Origin of the sequence: Roseovarius nubinhibens ISM (assembly GCF_000152625.1) — a bacterium.
GTDB lineage: Bacteria > Pseudomonadota > Alphaproteobacteria > Rhodobacterales > Rhodobacteraceae > Roseovarius > Roseovarius nubinhibens.
This window is the reverse complement of sequence record NZ_CH724156.1, coordinates 2,369,082-2,384,516: the sequence shown is the minus strand read 5'-3', so window position 1 is coordinate 2,384,516 and position 15,435 is coordinate 2,369,082. Positions and strand designations below refer to the sequence as shown.

Here is a 15,435-nt window from a genome sequence, read left to right as displayed (position 1 = left end):
GGCGCGGGTCTGAGTGATCCTTGGTCGCGCCGATACACCTTGCCCACGGCCTAAAGTCAAGGGCACCGGGGCATTCCAAGGCCAATCCTCTGGCAATCCATGATCAATCCACGGGCATTCGTGCCACGCACGCCACCCGCAAAAAAGTTAGCAAACCGTTTACAGAACGCTCTCTTTGCGCAAAAATGCTCTTCGATTTGAAAGACGTCCTGCAAATTCCGGGGGCTGTCCGGCAACGACTCCTCTGGAACGGCGCGCAATTCCCGCCCGCCGCTTTGGGAGGAGATCGGACCATGTGGGTACAGGTATTCGACGCGTTTCTCGAACATTTGATCCGGCAGGGACGGCTCACCGTGACCCTGCCCAGCGGCCGCACCCAGAGCTATGGCTCGGGCGAAGGCGCGCCAGAGGTGGCGATCACGCTGCATGATGACACGCTGCCGCGCAAGATCGTGCTGTCGCCCGACATGGCGGTGGGCGAGGCCTATATGGACGGCCGCCTGACCATCGCCGGCGACGATCTGCGCGGCTTTCTCAGCCTCGCGCTGATCAATATCCACGCCCAGGGTCAGCCCTGGTTCCGCCGCCCGCTCGAATATCTCCGCGTGGCGCTGCGCCATCTCAAACAGTTCAACCCCGCCAGCCGCTCGCGCGCCAATGTGGCGCATCACTACGATCTCTCGGGCGAGCTCTATGATCTTTTTCTAGACGCCGACCGGCAATATTCCTGCGCCTATTTTTCTAATCCGGGGATGACGCTCGAGGCGTCGCAGGAGGCCAAGAAACACCATATCGCCCGCAAGCTGCTGATCGAGCCGGGGATGCGCGTGCTCGACATCGGCTGCGGCTGGGGCGGCATGGGGCTCACCCTGGCGCGCGACTATGGCGCCGAGGTCACCGGCATCACGCTTTCCACCGAACAGCACGCCATGGCCAATCGCCGCGCCGAAGAGGCCGGCCTCGCCCAGCGCGCCAAATTCCTGCTCACCGATTACCGCGACATCAGCGGCGAATTTGATCGGATCGTCTCGGTGGGCATGTTCGAACATGTCGGCGTGCCCCATTACGAGACCTATTTCCGCAGCCTGCGCCAATTGCTGACCCCCGAGGGCGTGGCGCTCATCCACACCATCGGCCGGTCCGAGCCCCCCGGCTCCACCTCGCCCTGGATCACCAAATACATCTTCCCCGGCGGCTATGTCCCCGCCATGTCGGAAACTCTACGCGCCATCGAACATCAAAAACTGGTCACCACCGATGTCGAGGTCTGGCGGCTGCATTATGCCGAAACGCTGAGCCATTGGCTCAGCCGGTTCGAGGACAATATCGACCGCGCCCGCGCGCTCTATGACGACCGGTTCTGCCGGATGTGGCGCTATTACCTTCTGGCGAGCGAGCTCACCTTCCGCCATGCCACGCAAGTGGTGTTCCAGTTCCAACTCGCCCGCGACCAGCGCAGCGTGCCGCTGACCCGTGACTATCTCTACCGCGAAGCGGGGCTGAGCACCCGGCGCGCCGCCGAATAGACGGCCCGCTAGGGACCCACGTCGCGCCTTGGGTATTTTCCAACCAGAAAGAGGGCCACGCCCTGCCTCTTTCTGGTTCTAAATACCCTCTGCTCCGGTCGCGCCTCGACGCGCGGCAAAGAAGGCGCGAAGCAGCGCCTCGCTCTCAGCCCCGCCGATCCCGTCATAGATCTCGGGCACATGGTGGCATTGCGGGTGGCTGAAAACCCGCGCGCCATGGGCCACGCCGCCCGATTTCGGATCGCCCGCGCCATAATAGACCCGCGCCACGCGGGCCGCAGAGATGGCGGCGGCGCACATGGCGCAAGGCTCCAGCGTCACATAGAGATCGCAGCCCGTCAGCCGCTCGACCCCGAGCACCGCACAGCCCGCCCGGATCACCAGCATCTCGGCATGGGCCGTCGGATCATGGCCGGCGCGCGTCCGGTTGCCATCGGCGGCGATCACCGCGCCATCCGGCCCGACCAGAACCGCGCCCACGGGCACTTCGCCGCGGGCGGCGGCGGCGCGGGCCTCATCGAGCGCCCGGTCCATATGGCTGCGAAATGTCATCCGTGCTTTTTGCCTCGCTTCCCCCACTACCGCAAGCCGGATGGATAGGGTAAGGGACGCAGCATGTCAGAGACTCCTCCTCCCGGCGATCGGATCGCCAAGGTCATCGCCCGTGCCGGCCTCGCCAGCCGCCGCGAAGCCGAACGCATGGTCGAGGCCGGCCGTGTGACGGTCAACGGCCGCAAGATCGACAGCCCCGCGCTCAATGTCACCCCGAGCGACAAGATCACCGTGGACGGGCGCGCCCTCGCCACGCCCGAGCCGCCGCGCCTCTGGCTCTATCACAAGCCCACCGGGCTGGTGACCACCACCCGTGACGAACAGGGGCGCGACACGATCTTCGACAAGCTGCCCGAAGATCTGCCCCGGGTGATGAGCGTCGGGCGGCTCGACCTCAATTCCGAGGGTCTGCTGCTCTTGACCAATGACGGCGGCATCAAGCGGCGGCTGGAACTGCCGTCGACCGGCTGGCTGCGTCGCTACCGGGTGCGGGTCAATGGCCGCCCCAATGACGCGACCTTTGAGCCGCTGCGCAAGGGTGTCACACTCGAAGGCGAGCGGTTTCAGCCGATGCAGGTGACGCTCGACCGTCAGCAAGGCGCCAATGCCTGGATCACCGTGGCCATCCGCGAGGGCAAGAACCGCGAGATCCGCCGCGCCATGGAAAGCGTCGGGCTGAGCGTCAACCGGCTCATCCGGGTGTCCTACGGCCCGTTCCAGCTCGGTCAGCTCAAATCCGGCGAGGTCGAGGAAATTCGCCCCCGCGTGATGCGCGAACAGCTCGGTCTGACCGAGGAAGAGGCCGGGCGCACGCCGGGCCCTCAGGCCAAGGCCAAGCCGCGCGGCAAACCACAGCGCCGCCGCAAGTAACCCCTAACCCGGTGTCACGCTCCAGCTGCGGCGATAGGCGCCGGGCGGCTTGCCATAGCGTTTGCGGAACCGCGCCGCGAGCAGCGACGTGCCGGAAAACCCGGTGGCCGAGGCGATCTCGGCAATGCTCATATCCGTCTCGTTGAGCAGCGCATGGGCCCGCGCGATTCGCAGGTCGATGTAATATTCCACCGGCGATACGGCAGTGTGCTGCTTGAAAAGCCGCTCCAACTGCCGCCGCGACACGCCCACCTCTTCGCTGATGCTGAGAATGTCGCGCGGCGTCTCGATGTTCTCCTGCATGAGCCGGATCGCCGCGATGAGATGCGGGTTGCGGCTGCCAAGCGCGGCTGAATAGGCCGAGCGCTGCGCCACGCCCTGTGCGCCGCTGCGCGCATGCAGGCACATATCGGCCACGATGAGCGCCAATTCCTTGCCGTGATCGCGTTCGATCAGCCCGAGCATCATATCGGTCGCCGCGCTGCCGCCGCCACAGGTGACAAGCCCGCGATCGGCCTCAAAGAGATGCCCGGTCGGCTCGAGCCTTGGGAAGATTTCGACAAAGGAGGGCTGGTTTTCCCAATGCAGGGTAAAGCTCCGGTCGCGGATCACCCCGGCCCGGGCCAGCGCAAAGGCCCCGGTGCAGATGCCGCCCACCGCACAGCCATGGGCGTCCTGCCGCGCGATCCAGTTGACGATGCGCGGCGAGGCGGTGCCCGCCGGTTCGGTGCCGCCACAGACAAAGGCCGCCGCATTGCGCGGCACATCGACCAAGCCGCTGTCGGGGGTGATATGGACGCCACAGGAACAGGTCACCGGCGCGCCATCCTCGGTCATCAGAAACCAGCGATAGAGCGCTTTGCCCGACACCTGATTGGCGATGCGCAGCGGCTCGAGCGCCGAGGTAAAGGCGAGAAGCGTCAGCCGTGGCAAGAGCAGGAAATGGTAATCCTTCGGCGGCCCGTCATAGGCCACCTGCAGGCTCGCCGCCCCTTTGGAGATGAAATTCCGTTCCGTCATGACCGCCTGCTTTAGCATCCTTGTCGCATTCGGCATATAGGCCGCCGCGCGTTTCGTTTTGTCTTAAAGCGACCACTGCGCTACATCACCCATCATACGCGTAATTATCTCCGGAGCGGAATTATGGCCGACCTTCTGACCATCGAGAACCTGGGTAACCTGCTGATGTTGTGTTTCTTGCAGGCGGTTCTCGGCTTTGACAACCTTCTCTACATCTCCATCGAGTCCCAGCGCGCGCCGGTGGCGCAGCAACGCGCCGTGCGCTTTTGGGGCATCATCATCGCGGTGGCGCTGCGGGTGGTGCTGCTCTTCGTGATGATCAGCCTGATCGACAAGATGGCCGAACCCTTCGTCGTGTTGAACTGGGTCGGCATCCTCGAAGGCGGGGTGAATTTTGCCACCTGTGTCTTCATCCTCGGCGGCGTGTTCATCATCTACACGGCGGTCAAGGAAATCAGCCATATGCTCAGCGTCGAACAACTGCACACCGATGTCGAAGGCAAGAGCGGCAAATCGGCGGCCAAGGTGGTGATGCTCATCGTCTTCATGAACCTGATTTTCTCGTTCGATTCGGTGCTCTCGGCGCTGGCGATCACCGATGTCTTTGCGGTGCTGGCCACGGCAATCATCCTCTCGGGCGTGGCGATGCTGGTGCTGGCCGACAGCGTGACGCGCTTCCTCGAAAAGAACCGGATGTACGAGGTGCTCGGCCTCTTCATCCTGCTGATCGTCGGTGTGGTGCTCTTGGGCGAGGCCGGTCAGGCGGCAGCCCATGCGATGCATGACGACACGCTGGCGCTCAAGTTCTTTGGCTATGAGGTGGTGCCGATGTCCAAGACGACATTCTACTTCTCGGTCATCGTGCTCTTTGCGGTCGAGATCATCCAATCCGGCTATACCCGCAAGCTCAACGCCGAACGCCGCGCCCAGCAGGGCGGCGCCCGTCACTGATCGGGTCGCTGAGCGGGTCATAGGCCCGACGGCAAGAGACAGCGGCGGGGGCGATGTTTCGCCCCTGCCAATCTTCCCCCTAGCAAGCCTGCCTTGCATCCCCTAAGTTATTGACGAGAAACCAAGGCTTGTGGGGGTTGAATGTCGGGAACCGGGTTGCAGAAACTGGCCTTTTTTCTGCTTGTCATATTGATCCTCTATGTGACCGTCGCAGGAGGCGTGTGATGGCGCAGAGATATGGCGGCAAATATAGCCCCGACCCCACCGACACGGACCCGACCGAGACCACCCCGGACATCGGCACCTATCGCGATGCAAAACGCACCCGCGCCGGGGGCCGCGTCAATTTCCTCTTCCTCGCGCCGCTGCCGCTGATCTGGCAGGCCTTTGGCAACGGCGCCTCCGCCATGGCGCTTAACCTCTTGGCATTGGGCGCTCTTTTGCTCGCCGCCTGGCTCAGCCGCGAGGGCATCATCGCGCAAGAGGCCTATGACGCCCGCAAGGTGGCCCGCCGCCCCGGCGTGCCGCGCAAGATGGCCGGCTCGCTGCTGACTGGGATCGGTCTCGGCCTCGCAGGCTTTGCCGCAGGCGGCGGCACGCTCGCCGCGCTGGTCTATCTGGTGGCCGGCACCCTGCTGCACGGCTTTGCCTTCGGTCTCGACCCGCTGCGCGACAAGGGGATGGAGGGCATCGACCAGCATCAGACCGACCGCGTCGCCCGCGTCGTCGATCAGGCCGAGGCCCATCTCGCCGCCATGCGCGACGCCATCCTGCGCTCGGGCGACCGTCAGGCCGAGGCCCGCGTCGAGCGGTTTCAGACCAAGGTGCGCGAGATGCTGCGCACGGTCGAAGAGGACCCGCGCGATCTCACCGCCGCCCGGCGCTATCTCGGCGTCTACCTCAAGGGCGCCACCGACGCGACGATCAAATTTGCCGATATCTACGCCCGCTCCCGCGATGCCGGCGCCCGGTCGGACTACATGATGCTGCTGACCGATCTCGAAGAGAATTTCACCGCCAAGACGCGCAAGCTCTTGCAAGACAACAATTCTGACCTCGAGATCGAGATCAGCGTCCTGCGCGACCGCCTGCAGCGTGAAGGCATCCATCTGGACAGCTAAGTACCCCGAGTTGAGAGGACCCGTTATGTCACAAAGCACCCGCGCCAAGGCCGAGGCCACATTGGCCGAAGTCGAGCAAGTCAGCGCCATGATCCTGCCCGAACCCGCCGACGCCAACGCGGTCGTGCCGCTGCAAGAGGCCGATCAACCGACCAGCGCCGCCATCCAGAAACGGATGGACGAGATCAACATGTCGGACACCAATTCGATCGTCTCCTTCGGCTCCGCCGCCCAGGCCGAGCTGCAGGAAATCTCGCAATCCATGCTGCAGGGCGTCCGCAACAAGGACGTGGGCCCGGCAGGCGACAGCCTGCGCTCGATCGTCACCACGATCCGCGGCTTCTCGGTCTCCGAACTCGACGTGCGCCGCGAACGCAGCTGGTGGGAAAAACTGCTCGGCCGCGCCGCCCCCTTCGCCAAGTTCACCGCCAAGTTCGAAAGCGTGCAGGGCCAGATCGACAAGATCACCGACGATCTGCTGAGCCATGAGCACACGCTGCTCAAGGACATCAAATCGCTCGACCTGCTCTACGAGAAAACCCTGCAATTCTATGACGAGCTGGCGCTTTATATCGCCGCCGGCGAGGAAAAGCTGCGGGTGCTCGACACGGTCGACATCCCCGCCAAAGAGGCCGAGGTTGAGGCCGCGCCCGAAAAAGATCAGGTGATGAAGGCGCAAGAGCTGCGCGATTTGCGCGCCGCGCGCGACGATCTCGAACGCCGGGTGCATGATCTCAAACTCACCCGCCAGGTGACGATGCAATCGCTGCCGTCGATCCGCCTCGTGCAGGAAAACGACAAGAGCCTGGTGACCAAGATCAACTCGACCCTCGTCAACACCGTGCCGCTGTGGGAAACCCAGCTGGCGCAGGCGGTCACGATCCAGCGCTCCGCCGCCGCCGCCGCCGCGGTGCGCGACGCCAATGACCTGACCAACGAGCTGCTCACCGCCAATGCCGAAAATCTGCGCGAAAGCAACAAGATGATCCGCGAAGAGATGGAACGCGGCGTGTTCGACATCGAAGCGGTGAAACAGGCCAATGCCGATCTCATCGGCACCATTCAGGAAAGCCTGCAGATCGCCGACGAAGGCAAGGCCCGTCGCGCCGCCGCTGAGGAAGAGCTCAAGCGCATGGAGACCGAGCTGCGCGACACGCTCGCCTCCGCCAAGGCCCGCCGCGACGGCACCGGCGACAACGCCGGCACCGCGGTCCCGAGCTGATCTTGGCGGGGCCGGGGATGACCATCACGGGGTGCAGATCCGTGCGGACGGGGCTCTTGGCGGCGTGTTTCGCGCTCGCCGCCTGCCTGCCCGCCACGCAGGCGCCCACCCCCCCGGCCCCGGCCCAGCCCACGGCGCTGCGCCCGCCGAGCGCGGCCCAGCCCGCCACGCAACAGCCCTCCGCCTATAGCCAGTCGCTGGCGCAGCGCTACGCCCGGCTCGAACAGCATCTGCAATCGCAGGGGCTGTTGCGCACCGATGGCGGCGGCCCGGACACGGTCTTTACCGACACGGACGTGCTGCGCAATTTCGAACGGATCGCCTTTTACGACGAACATACGGTGAGCGGCGCCCGCGCCGCCAACCGCCCCGGCGCGCTGCGCAAATGGACCGGCCCGGTGCGGGTCTCGACGAGCTTTGGCTCGACCGTCCCCGAGGCCCAGCGCGCCAGCGACCGCGCGATGGTCGCGGGCTTCACCCAGCGCCTCGCCCGGGTCACCGGCCATCCCATTTCGATGTCCGCCAACGCGCCCAATTTCCACGTCTTCTTCATGACCGCCGATGACACGCGCGAGGCTCAGGCGCTGCTCCGCTCGGTCTCGCCCAATGTGAACTCGGCGACGCTCTCGCTCATCGCCAACCTGCCGCCCTCGATCTATTGCCTCGTGACGGCCTTTGGCTCGAACGACAGCCGCTACAGCTACAGCCGCGCGGTGGCCTTCGTGCGCGCCGAACAGCCCGAGCTGATGCGCCGCTCCTGCGTGCACGAAGAAATGGCCCAAGGCATGGGCCTCGCCAATGACAGCCCCCGGGCTCGGCCCTCGATCTTCAATGATGATGACGAGTTCGCCCTACTCACCACCCATGACGAGCTGCTGCTCGGCCTGCTCTACGATCCCGCCCTGCGCCCCGGCATGGGGATCGACGAGGCACGGCCGATCCTGCGCCGCCTGACCGCCCGTGCCATGGGCAATAGTTAACCCAGAGGAGACCTGATCTATGGGTATTTTCGATTTTCTCACCGGCGAATTCATCGACATCATCCACTGGACCGATGACACCCGCGACACGATGGTCTGGCGGTTCGAGCGCGAAGGCCATGAAATCAAATATGGTGCCAAGCTCACCGTGCGCGAAGGTCAGGCGGCGGTCTTCGTCCACGAAGGTCAGCTGGCCGATGTCTTCACCCCCGGTCTCTACATGCTCGAGACCAACAACATGCCGATCCTGACCACGCTCAACCATTGGGATCACGGTTTCAAATCGCCCTTCAAATCCGAGATCTATTTCGTCAACACGACCCGGTTCAACGATCTCAAATGGGGCACCAAGAACCCGATCATGCTGCGCGATCCAGAGTTCGGCCCGACCCGGCTGCGCGCCTATGGCACCTATTCCGTGCGCGTCACGGACCCCGCGAAATTCCTCGTCGAAATCGTCGGCACCGACGGCGAATTTACCATGGACGAGATCAGCTACCAGATCCGCAACATCATCGTGCAAGAGGCCTCGCGCGTGCTGGCCAGCTCCGGCATCCCGGTGCTCGACATGGCCGCCAACACCGCCGACCTGGGCAAGCTGGTCGCCGCCGCCATCTCCGCCACCGTGGCCGAATACGGCCTCTCCATCCCCGAGCTCTATATCGAAAACATCTCGCTGCCCGCCGCCGTCGAAGCGGCGCTCGACAAACGCACCTCGATGGGCGTCGCCGGCGATCTTGGCCGCTTCACCCAATATTCCGCCGCCGAGGCGATGACCGAGGCCGCCCGCAACCCGGCTGGTGGCGGCATGGCCGCCGGTCTCGGCGCGGGCATGGGGCTTGCCATGGCACAGCAGATGTCGGGCCAGCAGAGCCCGCAATCCGGCCCCTGGGGCGCCCGCCCGGCCCAGGCCCAGCCCGCTCCGCCGCCGCCCCCCGTGGAACATGTCTGGCATATCGCCGAGGCCGGCCAGACCCGCGGCCCCTTCTCCAAGGCCGATATGGGCCGCATGGCCGGTGACGGCAGCCTGAGCCGCGACACCCATGTCTGGACCCCGGGTCAGGATGGCTGGCTGCGCGCCGGCGACGTGCGCGAATTGGCCCAGCTCTTCACCGTCATGCCGCCGCCACCGCCGCCCGCAGGCTAGGCGCGCGGCCCCCGCTCTTTCTGGTGACAAATACCCAAATCCAACGCTGGCGCCCTGATGATTCCGCACCGACCAGATACCGACGCTTTACCGACGCAATACCGCTTTCCCTGCGACAATTGCGGCGGCGACTATCGCTATGACCCGGGCGCCGATCAACTGGTCTGCGATTTCTGCGGCAACACCCGCGAGATCGAACGCGCCAGCGCCCCCCACGCCATCAACGAGCTCGATTTTCGCAGCGCCATCAATGACTTGCTGCCTGCGCAAGAAATCGAAGAAACGCGCACGGTCAATTGCCCCAACTGCGGCGCGGTGTTCGAGTTTGACGCCGCCACCCACGCCGCCGAATGCCCGTTCTGCGCCACCCCCGTGGTCACCGACACCGGCCCCAACCGCCACATAAAACCCCGCGCCCTCCTCCCCTTCGCCCTCGAAGAACGCGCCGCGCGGCAGGCCATGACCGACTGGCTCGGAGGGCTCTGGTTTGCCCCCGGCGGGCTGCAGGAATATGCCCGCAAGGGTCGGAAAATGCAGGGAATTTACGTCCCCTACTGGACCTTCGACGCCGATACGAAAAGCCGCTATCGCGGCGAACGCGGCACGGTCTATTACGAGAACCGCACCGTCATGCGCGACGGCAAACGCCAGACCCAGCGCGTCGCCAAAATCCGCTGGCGCGCCGTCACAGGCCGCGTCGCGCGCTTCTTCGACGACGTGCTCGTGCTCGGCTCCACCTCCCTGCCGAAACGCTATACCGACGCGCTAGAGCCCTGGGATCTCGCGGCGCTCGAACCCTATCGTCCTGAATATCTTGCCGGATTTCGGGCCGAGGCCTATACGGTCGATCTCGACACCGGCTTTGACGAGGCCCGCGCCCATATGGACCGGGTGATCGCCCGCGACGTGAAATTCGACATCGGCGGCGACCGCCAGCGCATCCACGATATCGACACCGCGATCAGCGACGTGACCTTCAAACATATCCTGCTGCCGGTCTGGCTCGCGGCCTATAAATACCGCGGCAAAACCTACCGGTTCGTGGTCAATGGCCGCACTGGCCGGGTGCAGGGCGAACGCCCTTGGTCGGCCATCAAGATCACCATCGCCGTCATCCTCGGCGCGCTGCTCGCCGCCGGTCTGGGCTATCTCTACGCCCAAGCGCAATAGGGCTAGCTGCTGCCCGGCCTGCGAAAGAGCCGCGTTTGATCAAAGATCTGGTCGAGCTCTTCATAACGTTTGCGCGCCTCGGGCCAGCGGCTCTCCTGCACGGCGGCGATCATCGCCTCGAGCAGCATCATGGTCGAGATATTGCTGTCCCAACCTGACGGGATCTCGACCCAGCAGGTGAAGGCATGGTCGCTCACCCGCGCCACCGGCGAGGTCCATTGATCGGTGATGAGCACCACCTTGACGCCGCGCTCTGACGCGAGTTCCGCCAGTCGCAAGAGGTTCGCCTCATAGCGCCGGATATCGAAGATCAACAGCGTGTCCCCCGGCCCCATATCGAGCACGTAATGCGGCCAGGTGGCGGCGGAGGAGGTCATATGCACCACCCCCGGCCGGATCGCCTGAAAATGGGTAAAGGCATAATCGGCGAGGCTCCGGGTGATCCGCCCGCCAACGATATAAAGCTGGCCTTCCGTGCGCGACAGCAGCGCCACCGAGGCGTCGAACCGGTCGCTGTCCACATGCGAAAAGGTCTGCTCCAGATTGTGGGTCACTGCTTGCGAAAACCGGTTGAGAAGATGCGCCGCCGGGGCCTCCGAGGCCCAGGCATCGCGGCGCTGTGTCGGCCCCGAGACCTTGGCTTGCAACTCCTGCAGCAGCGCCTTGTGGAACTGCGGAAACCCCTTGAAGCCGAGCTTTTGCACCATCCGCGCCACGGTCGGCGTCGACACGTCGGCATTGGCCGCCACCTCGGTGATCGAGGCCAGCCCCGCGCCGGGATAATCCTGCAACAGCGCATTGGCGCATTTGCGCTCGGTCTGGGTCAGATCCTCGTAATGCGCGCGGATCAGATCGCGGACGGTTTCGTCTGTCTCCGGCACCTCGTCCCTCCCTTGGCCCCTCCCGTCGGGCGCCTTTGATCAAATTCTTCTCCGGGCTCACTGTGAATATATTGACAGGCTTTCCCGCTTGTGAAAACATTTTTTCAAAGGGGGACGGAATTTGGCAACAGAATTGCGCGACACTCAGGATTTGCAGGCGGTCGAGCTGATCAACCCACAGGGTCAGGGCGCGGCGGTGATTCTCTGTGAACATGCATCGAACCGTTTTCCCGATGACTTCGGCGATCTCGGCCTCGCAGAGGCGGACCGGCAGAGCCATGCCGCATGGGACCCGGGCGCGCGCGCCGTGGCGCTGGGCCTGTCGCAGGCGCTCGACGCGCCTTTGGTGGCCTCGACGGTCTCGCGGCTGGTCTATGATTGCAACCGCCCGCCGCATGCGGCCTCGGCCATGCCGTCCCAATCAGAGAAAATCTCTGTCCCCGGCAATCGCGATCTTGATGACGCCTCCCGCCAGGCCCGGGTCGATCGGGTCTACCTGCCCTTCCGCGACGCGGTGTACCGGCTCTTGGATGCCCGTGCAGAGGCCGGTCAGCCAAGCCTCCTCATCACCATCCACAGCTTTACGCCCGTCTATAACGACCGCCCCCGCGCCGTCGAAATCGGCATTCTGCATGACGAGGATGCAGGTCTTGCCGATGCGATGCTCGATCAGGCGCACCGCCTGCCGCATCGCCGTGTCGAGCGGAACGAGCCCTACGGCCCGCAGGATGGCGTCACCCATTCGCTCAAGGAATACGGCATCACCCGGGGCCTGCCGAATGTGATGATCGAGATCCGCAACGATCTGCTGACCAATGCCGCTGACGAGGCGCAGATGACCGACGAGATGCTGACGCTTTTGCGCCCGGCGCTCGACGCTCTGGGGGCCGGGGGGTCATCGGGTGCCAAGACCGGGAGGGCACAGAATGCCTAGACTCATTCTCGGCTATATCCACGGGGTCGATGCGATGAACCGTTTCATCGGCCGCATCACCATGTATCTGATCTTTGCGCTGATCGGCGTGCTGCTCTGGTCCTCGGTGTCCAAGACGTTCTTCAACCCGTCGCTCTGGACACTGGAAATGGCCCAGTTCGTCATGGTCGCCTATTACGTGCTCGGCGGGCCCTATTCGATCCAGCTTGGCTCGAATGTGCGGATGGACCTCTTTTATGGCGAATGGTCGCCACGGACCAAGGCCTGGATGGACGGGATCACCGTTCTGTTCCTGATGTTCTACCTCGGCGTGCTGCTCTATGGCGCGGTCGGCTCGACCGCCTATTCGCTCGGCTATTTCGGCACCGAGCCGTTTTCCTTCTTCTGGGATCTGCTGGTGACGCTGGTCACCGAAGGCTCTGACGCGGCGGGGGAAAAGCTCGGCTTTCTCGAACGCAGCCGCAGCGCCTGGCGCCCTTATATCTGGCCGGTCAAGGCGCTGCTCTGTTTCGGCGTCTTCCTGATGCTCCTGCAATGCCTGGCCGAGTTTTTCCGTGACATCGCGCGTCTGCGCGGAGTGGAGGTCTGATGTCCTACGAAATGATCGCGCTGCTGATGTTCAGCTCGATGATGCTGATGCTGCTCACCGGGCAGCGTGTCTTTGGCGCCATCGGCTTTGTCGGCGCGGCGGCAGGGCTTTTGCTCTGGGGCACGGGCGGCGTCGATGTGCCCTTCTCGGCGGCGATGAAGCTGATGAAATGGTATCCGCTGCTCACCCTGCCGATGTTCATCTTCATGGGCTATGTGCTCTCCGAGAGCCGCATCGCCGATGATCTCTACAAGATGTTCCATGTCTGGATGGGCCCGGTGCGCGGCGGTCTGGCCATTGGCACGATCGGCCTCATGGTGCTGATTTCCGCGATGAACGGCCTGTCGGTGGCGGGCATGGCCATCGGGGCGACCATCGCCCTGCCGGAACTGCTGCGCCGGGGCTATGACAAGATCATGGTAACCGGGGTCATTCAGGCAGGCTCTTCCTTAGGTATTCTCGTGCCGCCCTCGGTGGTGCTCGTCCTCTATGCGATGATCGCGCGGCAGCCGGTGGGGCAGCTCTGGCTCGCAGGTGTGCTGCCGGGGCTGTTGATGGCCGCGATGTTCATCATCTACATCTATGTGCGCTGCCGTCTGCAGCCCGATCTCGGCCCGGTCCTGCCGGAAGAAGAGCGCCGCGTGCCGATGGCGGAAAAGATGCGGCTCTTGGGCGCGGGCATCCTGCCGCTGGCGATCTTTGCCGCGATGATGGTGCCCTTCGTCAACGGCTGGACCTCGCTTGTCGAAAGCTCGGCCATCGGCGCGATGACCGCCTTTCTCGCCGCCGTGCTCAAGGGCCGGATGACCCGCGAAGTCTTTGAAAACTCGGTGCGCAACACGCTCGGCATTTCTTGCATGTTCATGTGGATCATCCTCGCGGCCCTGGGCTTTGGCGCGATTTTCGACGGGCTCGGCGCGGTCAAGGCCATCGAGGATCTCTTCACCTCGCAGCTCGGCCTCGGGCCTTGGGCGATCCTGATCCTGATGCAGCTCAGCTTCATCATCATGGGCACGTTTCTCGACGACACGGCGATGCTGGTCATCGTGGCGCCGCTCTATGTGCCGCTGGTGGGCGAGCTGGGGTTCGATCTCATATGGTATGGTGTACTCTATACGATCACCACGCAGATCGCCTATATGACGCCGCCCTTCGGCTATAACCTCTTTCTGATGCGGGCCATGGCCCCGCCGGAAATCGGGCTTCGCGACATCTATGTGTCGATCATCCCCTTCGTCCTCGTGATGGCTGTCGCGCTGACACTGGTGATGGTCTTCCCGCAGATCGCGCTCTGGCTGCCCGACTATGTCTACGGAAAATAACCACCAAGACCCCGCAAGGGGCACCTCGTTCAACAAAGGAGAGAGACCATGACCACAAGACGCAAGTTCTTAACCACGGCCGCCGTCGGTGCCGCCGCCGCGCCGCTGGCGACCCCGGCCATCGCGCAATCGACGATCAAATGGCGGATGCAGACCTACGCCGGTCCCGCGCTGGCCGAACATGTGGTGAAACCCGCCATCGATATGTTCAACAAGATCGCCGGCGACCGGATGCAGATCGAGCTCTTCTTCGCCGATCAGCTGGTGCCCACGGGCGAGCTTTTCCGCGCCATGCAGCGCGGCACGATTGACGCGGTGCAATCCGATGACGACAGCATGGCCTCGCCCACCGAAGTCACCGTCTTTGGCGGCTACTTCCCCTTTGCCTCGCGCTATTCCCTCGATGTGCCGGTGCTCTTCAACCAATACGGTCTGAATGAAATCTGGGACGAGGAATATTCCAAGGTCGGCGTCAAACATATCTCGGCCGGGTCCTGGGACCCCTGCCATTTCGCCACCAAGGACCCGATCAACAGCCTCGCCGATCTCGAAGGCAAGCGGGTCTTTACCTTCCCCACCGCCGGTCGCTTCCTCGCGCAGTTCGGCGTCGTGCCGGTGACCCTGCCGTGGGAAGACATCGAGGTTGCCGTGCAAACCGGCGAGCTCGACGGCATCGCCTGGTCGGGCATCACCGAGGATTACACCGTCGGCTGGGCCGATGTGACCAACTATTTCCTCACCAACAACATCTCGGGCGCTTGGGCCGGGTCGTTCTTTGCCAACCAAGGCCGCTGGGACGAGCTGCCCGAAGACCTGCAAACGCTGTTCCGCGTCTGCTGTGACCAGTCGCATTACTACCGTCAGTGGTGGTATTGGGGTGGCGAAGCCTCGCTGCGCGTCAATGGCGACAAGATGAAGCTGACCACGATCCCCGACGAAGAATGGGCCAAGGTCGAAGACGCCGCGCTCACCTTCTGGGACGAGATCGCCGCCGAATCCGAGACCAAGGCGCGCGTCGTCGAAATCTTCAAAAAATACAACGCCGACATGCAAAAAGCCGGTCGGCCCTACCGCTACACCTGATAGAGGTTTCGCAATCGGATTTGGCCCGCTTCCGGGTGGGCCAAATTCCTCCACAGGAATTTGGCAA

At 63.9% G+C, this 15,435-nt stretch carries 15 protein-coding genes; 12 read left to right on the top strand and 3 right to left on the bottom strand.

Annotated features, from left to right (window positions below):
- Positions 1-293: 293 nt before the first annotated feature.
- Entirely contained in the window at positions 294-1,526 is a 1,233-nt protein-coding gene (locus tag ISM_RS11335; protein ID WP_009814309.1) for an SAM-dependent methyltransferase, read from the top strand.
- A gap of 78 nt (positions 1,527-1,604) precedes the next feature.
- Here the strand turns inward: ISM_RS11335 and ISM_RS11330 are convergent, their stop codons facing one another.
- Positions 1,605-2,078 carry a nucleoside deaminase gene (locus ISM_RS11330; protein ID WP_040618041.1) on the bottom strand — a complete coding sequence of 158 codons (474 nt, stop codon included), beginning with the start codon at positions 2,076-2,078 and terminating at the stop codon, positions 1,605-1,607.
- 63 nt (positions 2,079-2,141) lie between these two features.
- On the opposite strand from ISM_RS11330, the gene ISM_RS11325 reads away from it, so the two are divergent.
- Entirely contained in the window at positions 2,142-2,948 is an 807-nt protein-coding gene (locus tag ISM_RS11325; RefSeq protein WP_009814307.1) for a pseudouridine synthase, read from the top strand.
- A 3-nt stretch (positions 2,949-2,951) separates the two neighbouring features.
- Here the strand turns inward: ISM_RS11325 and ISM_RS11320 are convergent, their stop codons facing one another.
- The gene (locus ISM_RS11320) at positions 2,952-3,968 is read right to left on the bottom strand and encodes a GlxA family transcriptional regulator (protein ID WP_040618040.1); all 1,017 of its coding nucleotides are present in this window, start codon (positions 3,966-3,968) and stop codon (positions 2,952-2,954) included.
- Positions 3,969-4,091: 123 nt separating this feature from the next.
- Between ISM_RS11320 and ISM_RS11315 the strand changes: the two genes are divergently transcribed.
- The 6 genes from ISM_RS11315 to ISM_RS11290 all read left to right on the top strand — a co-directional run bounded on the left by ISM_RS11315 (position 4,092) and on the right by ISM_RS11290 (position 10,559).
- Positions 4,092-4,919, top strand: a complete 828-nt coding sequence (locus ISM_RS11315) for a TerC family protein (protein ID WP_009814305.1) — start codon at positions 4,092-4,094, stop codon at positions 4,917-4,919.
- Positions 4,920-5,143: 224 nt separating this feature from the next.
- The gene (locus tag ISM_RS11310) at positions 5,144-6,040 is read left to right on the top strand and encodes a 5-bromo-4-chloroindolyl phosphate hydrolysis family protein (RefSeq protein WP_009814304.1); all 897 of its coding nucleotides are present in this window, start codon (positions 5,144-5,146) and stop codon (positions 6,038-6,040) included.
- 25 nt (positions 6,041-6,065) lie between these two features.
- Entirely contained in the window at positions 6,066-7,262 is a 1,197-nt protein-coding gene (locus ISM_RS11305; protein ID WP_009814303.1) for a toxic anion resistance protein, read from the top strand.
- 17 nt (positions 7,263-7,279) lie between these two features.
- Positions 7,280-8,242, top strand: a complete 963-nt coding sequence (locus ISM_RS11300; RefSeq protein WP_050754138.1) for a DUF2927 domain-containing protein — start codon at positions 7,280-7,282, stop codon at positions 8,240-8,242.
- 19 nt (positions 8,243-8,261) lie between these two features.
- Positions 8,262-9,389, top strand: a complete 1,128-nt coding sequence (locus tag ISM_RS11295) for an SPFH domain-containing protein (protein WP_009814301.1) — start codon at positions 8,262-8,264, stop codon at positions 9,387-9,389.
- Between the two features lie 57 nt (positions 9,390-9,446).
- The gene (locus ISM_RS11290) at positions 9,447-10,559 is read left to right on the top strand and encodes a TFIIB-type zinc ribbon-containing protein (RefSeq protein ID WP_009814300.1); all 1,113 of its coding nucleotides are present in this window, start codon (positions 9,447-9,449) and stop codon (positions 10,557-10,559) included.
- Positions 10,560-10,561: 2 nt separating this feature from the next.
- On the opposite strand, the gene ISM_RS11285 is transcribed toward ISM_RS11290, so the two are convergent.
- Entirely contained in the window at positions 10,562-11,440 is an 879-nt protein-coding gene (locus tag ISM_RS11285; RefSeq protein WP_009814299.1) for a MurR/RpiR family transcriptional regulator, read from the bottom strand.
- Between the two features lie 121 nt (positions 11,441-11,561).
- Between ISM_RS11285 and ISM_RS11280 the strand changes: the two genes are divergently transcribed.
- Genes ISM_RS11280 through ISM_RS11265 form a run of 4 tightly spaced genes read left to right on the top strand, consistent with a single transcriptional unit; the run spans position 11,562 to position 15,368 of the window.
- Positions 11,562-12,374, top strand: a complete 813-nt coding sequence (locus ISM_RS11280; protein ID WP_050754137.1) for an N-formylglutamate amidohydrolase — start codon at positions 11,562-11,564, stop codon at positions 12,372-12,374.
- Complete coding sequence (locus ISM_RS11275) at positions 12,367-12,963, top strand: TRAP transporter small permease subunit (RefSeq protein ID WP_040618037.1); 597 nt, start codon at positions 12,367-12,369, stop codon at positions 12,961-12,963. Before ISM_RS11280 ends, ISM_RS11275 begins: the two co-directional genes overlap by 8 nt.
- Entirely contained in the window at positions 12,963-14,285 is a 1,323-nt protein-coding gene (locus tag ISM_RS11270) for a TRAP transporter large permease (RefSeq protein ID WP_009814296.1), read from the top strand. Before ISM_RS11275 ends, ISM_RS11270 begins: the two co-directional genes overlap by 1 nt.
- 48 nt (positions 14,286-14,333) lie before the next feature.
- On the top strand, positions 14,334-15,368 hold the full coding sequence (locus tag ISM_RS11265; protein WP_009814295.1) for a TRAP transporter substrate-binding protein: 1,035 nt from the start codon (positions 14,334-14,336) through the stop codon (positions 15,366-15,368).
- Positions 15,369-15,435: the final 67 nt, after the last annotated feature.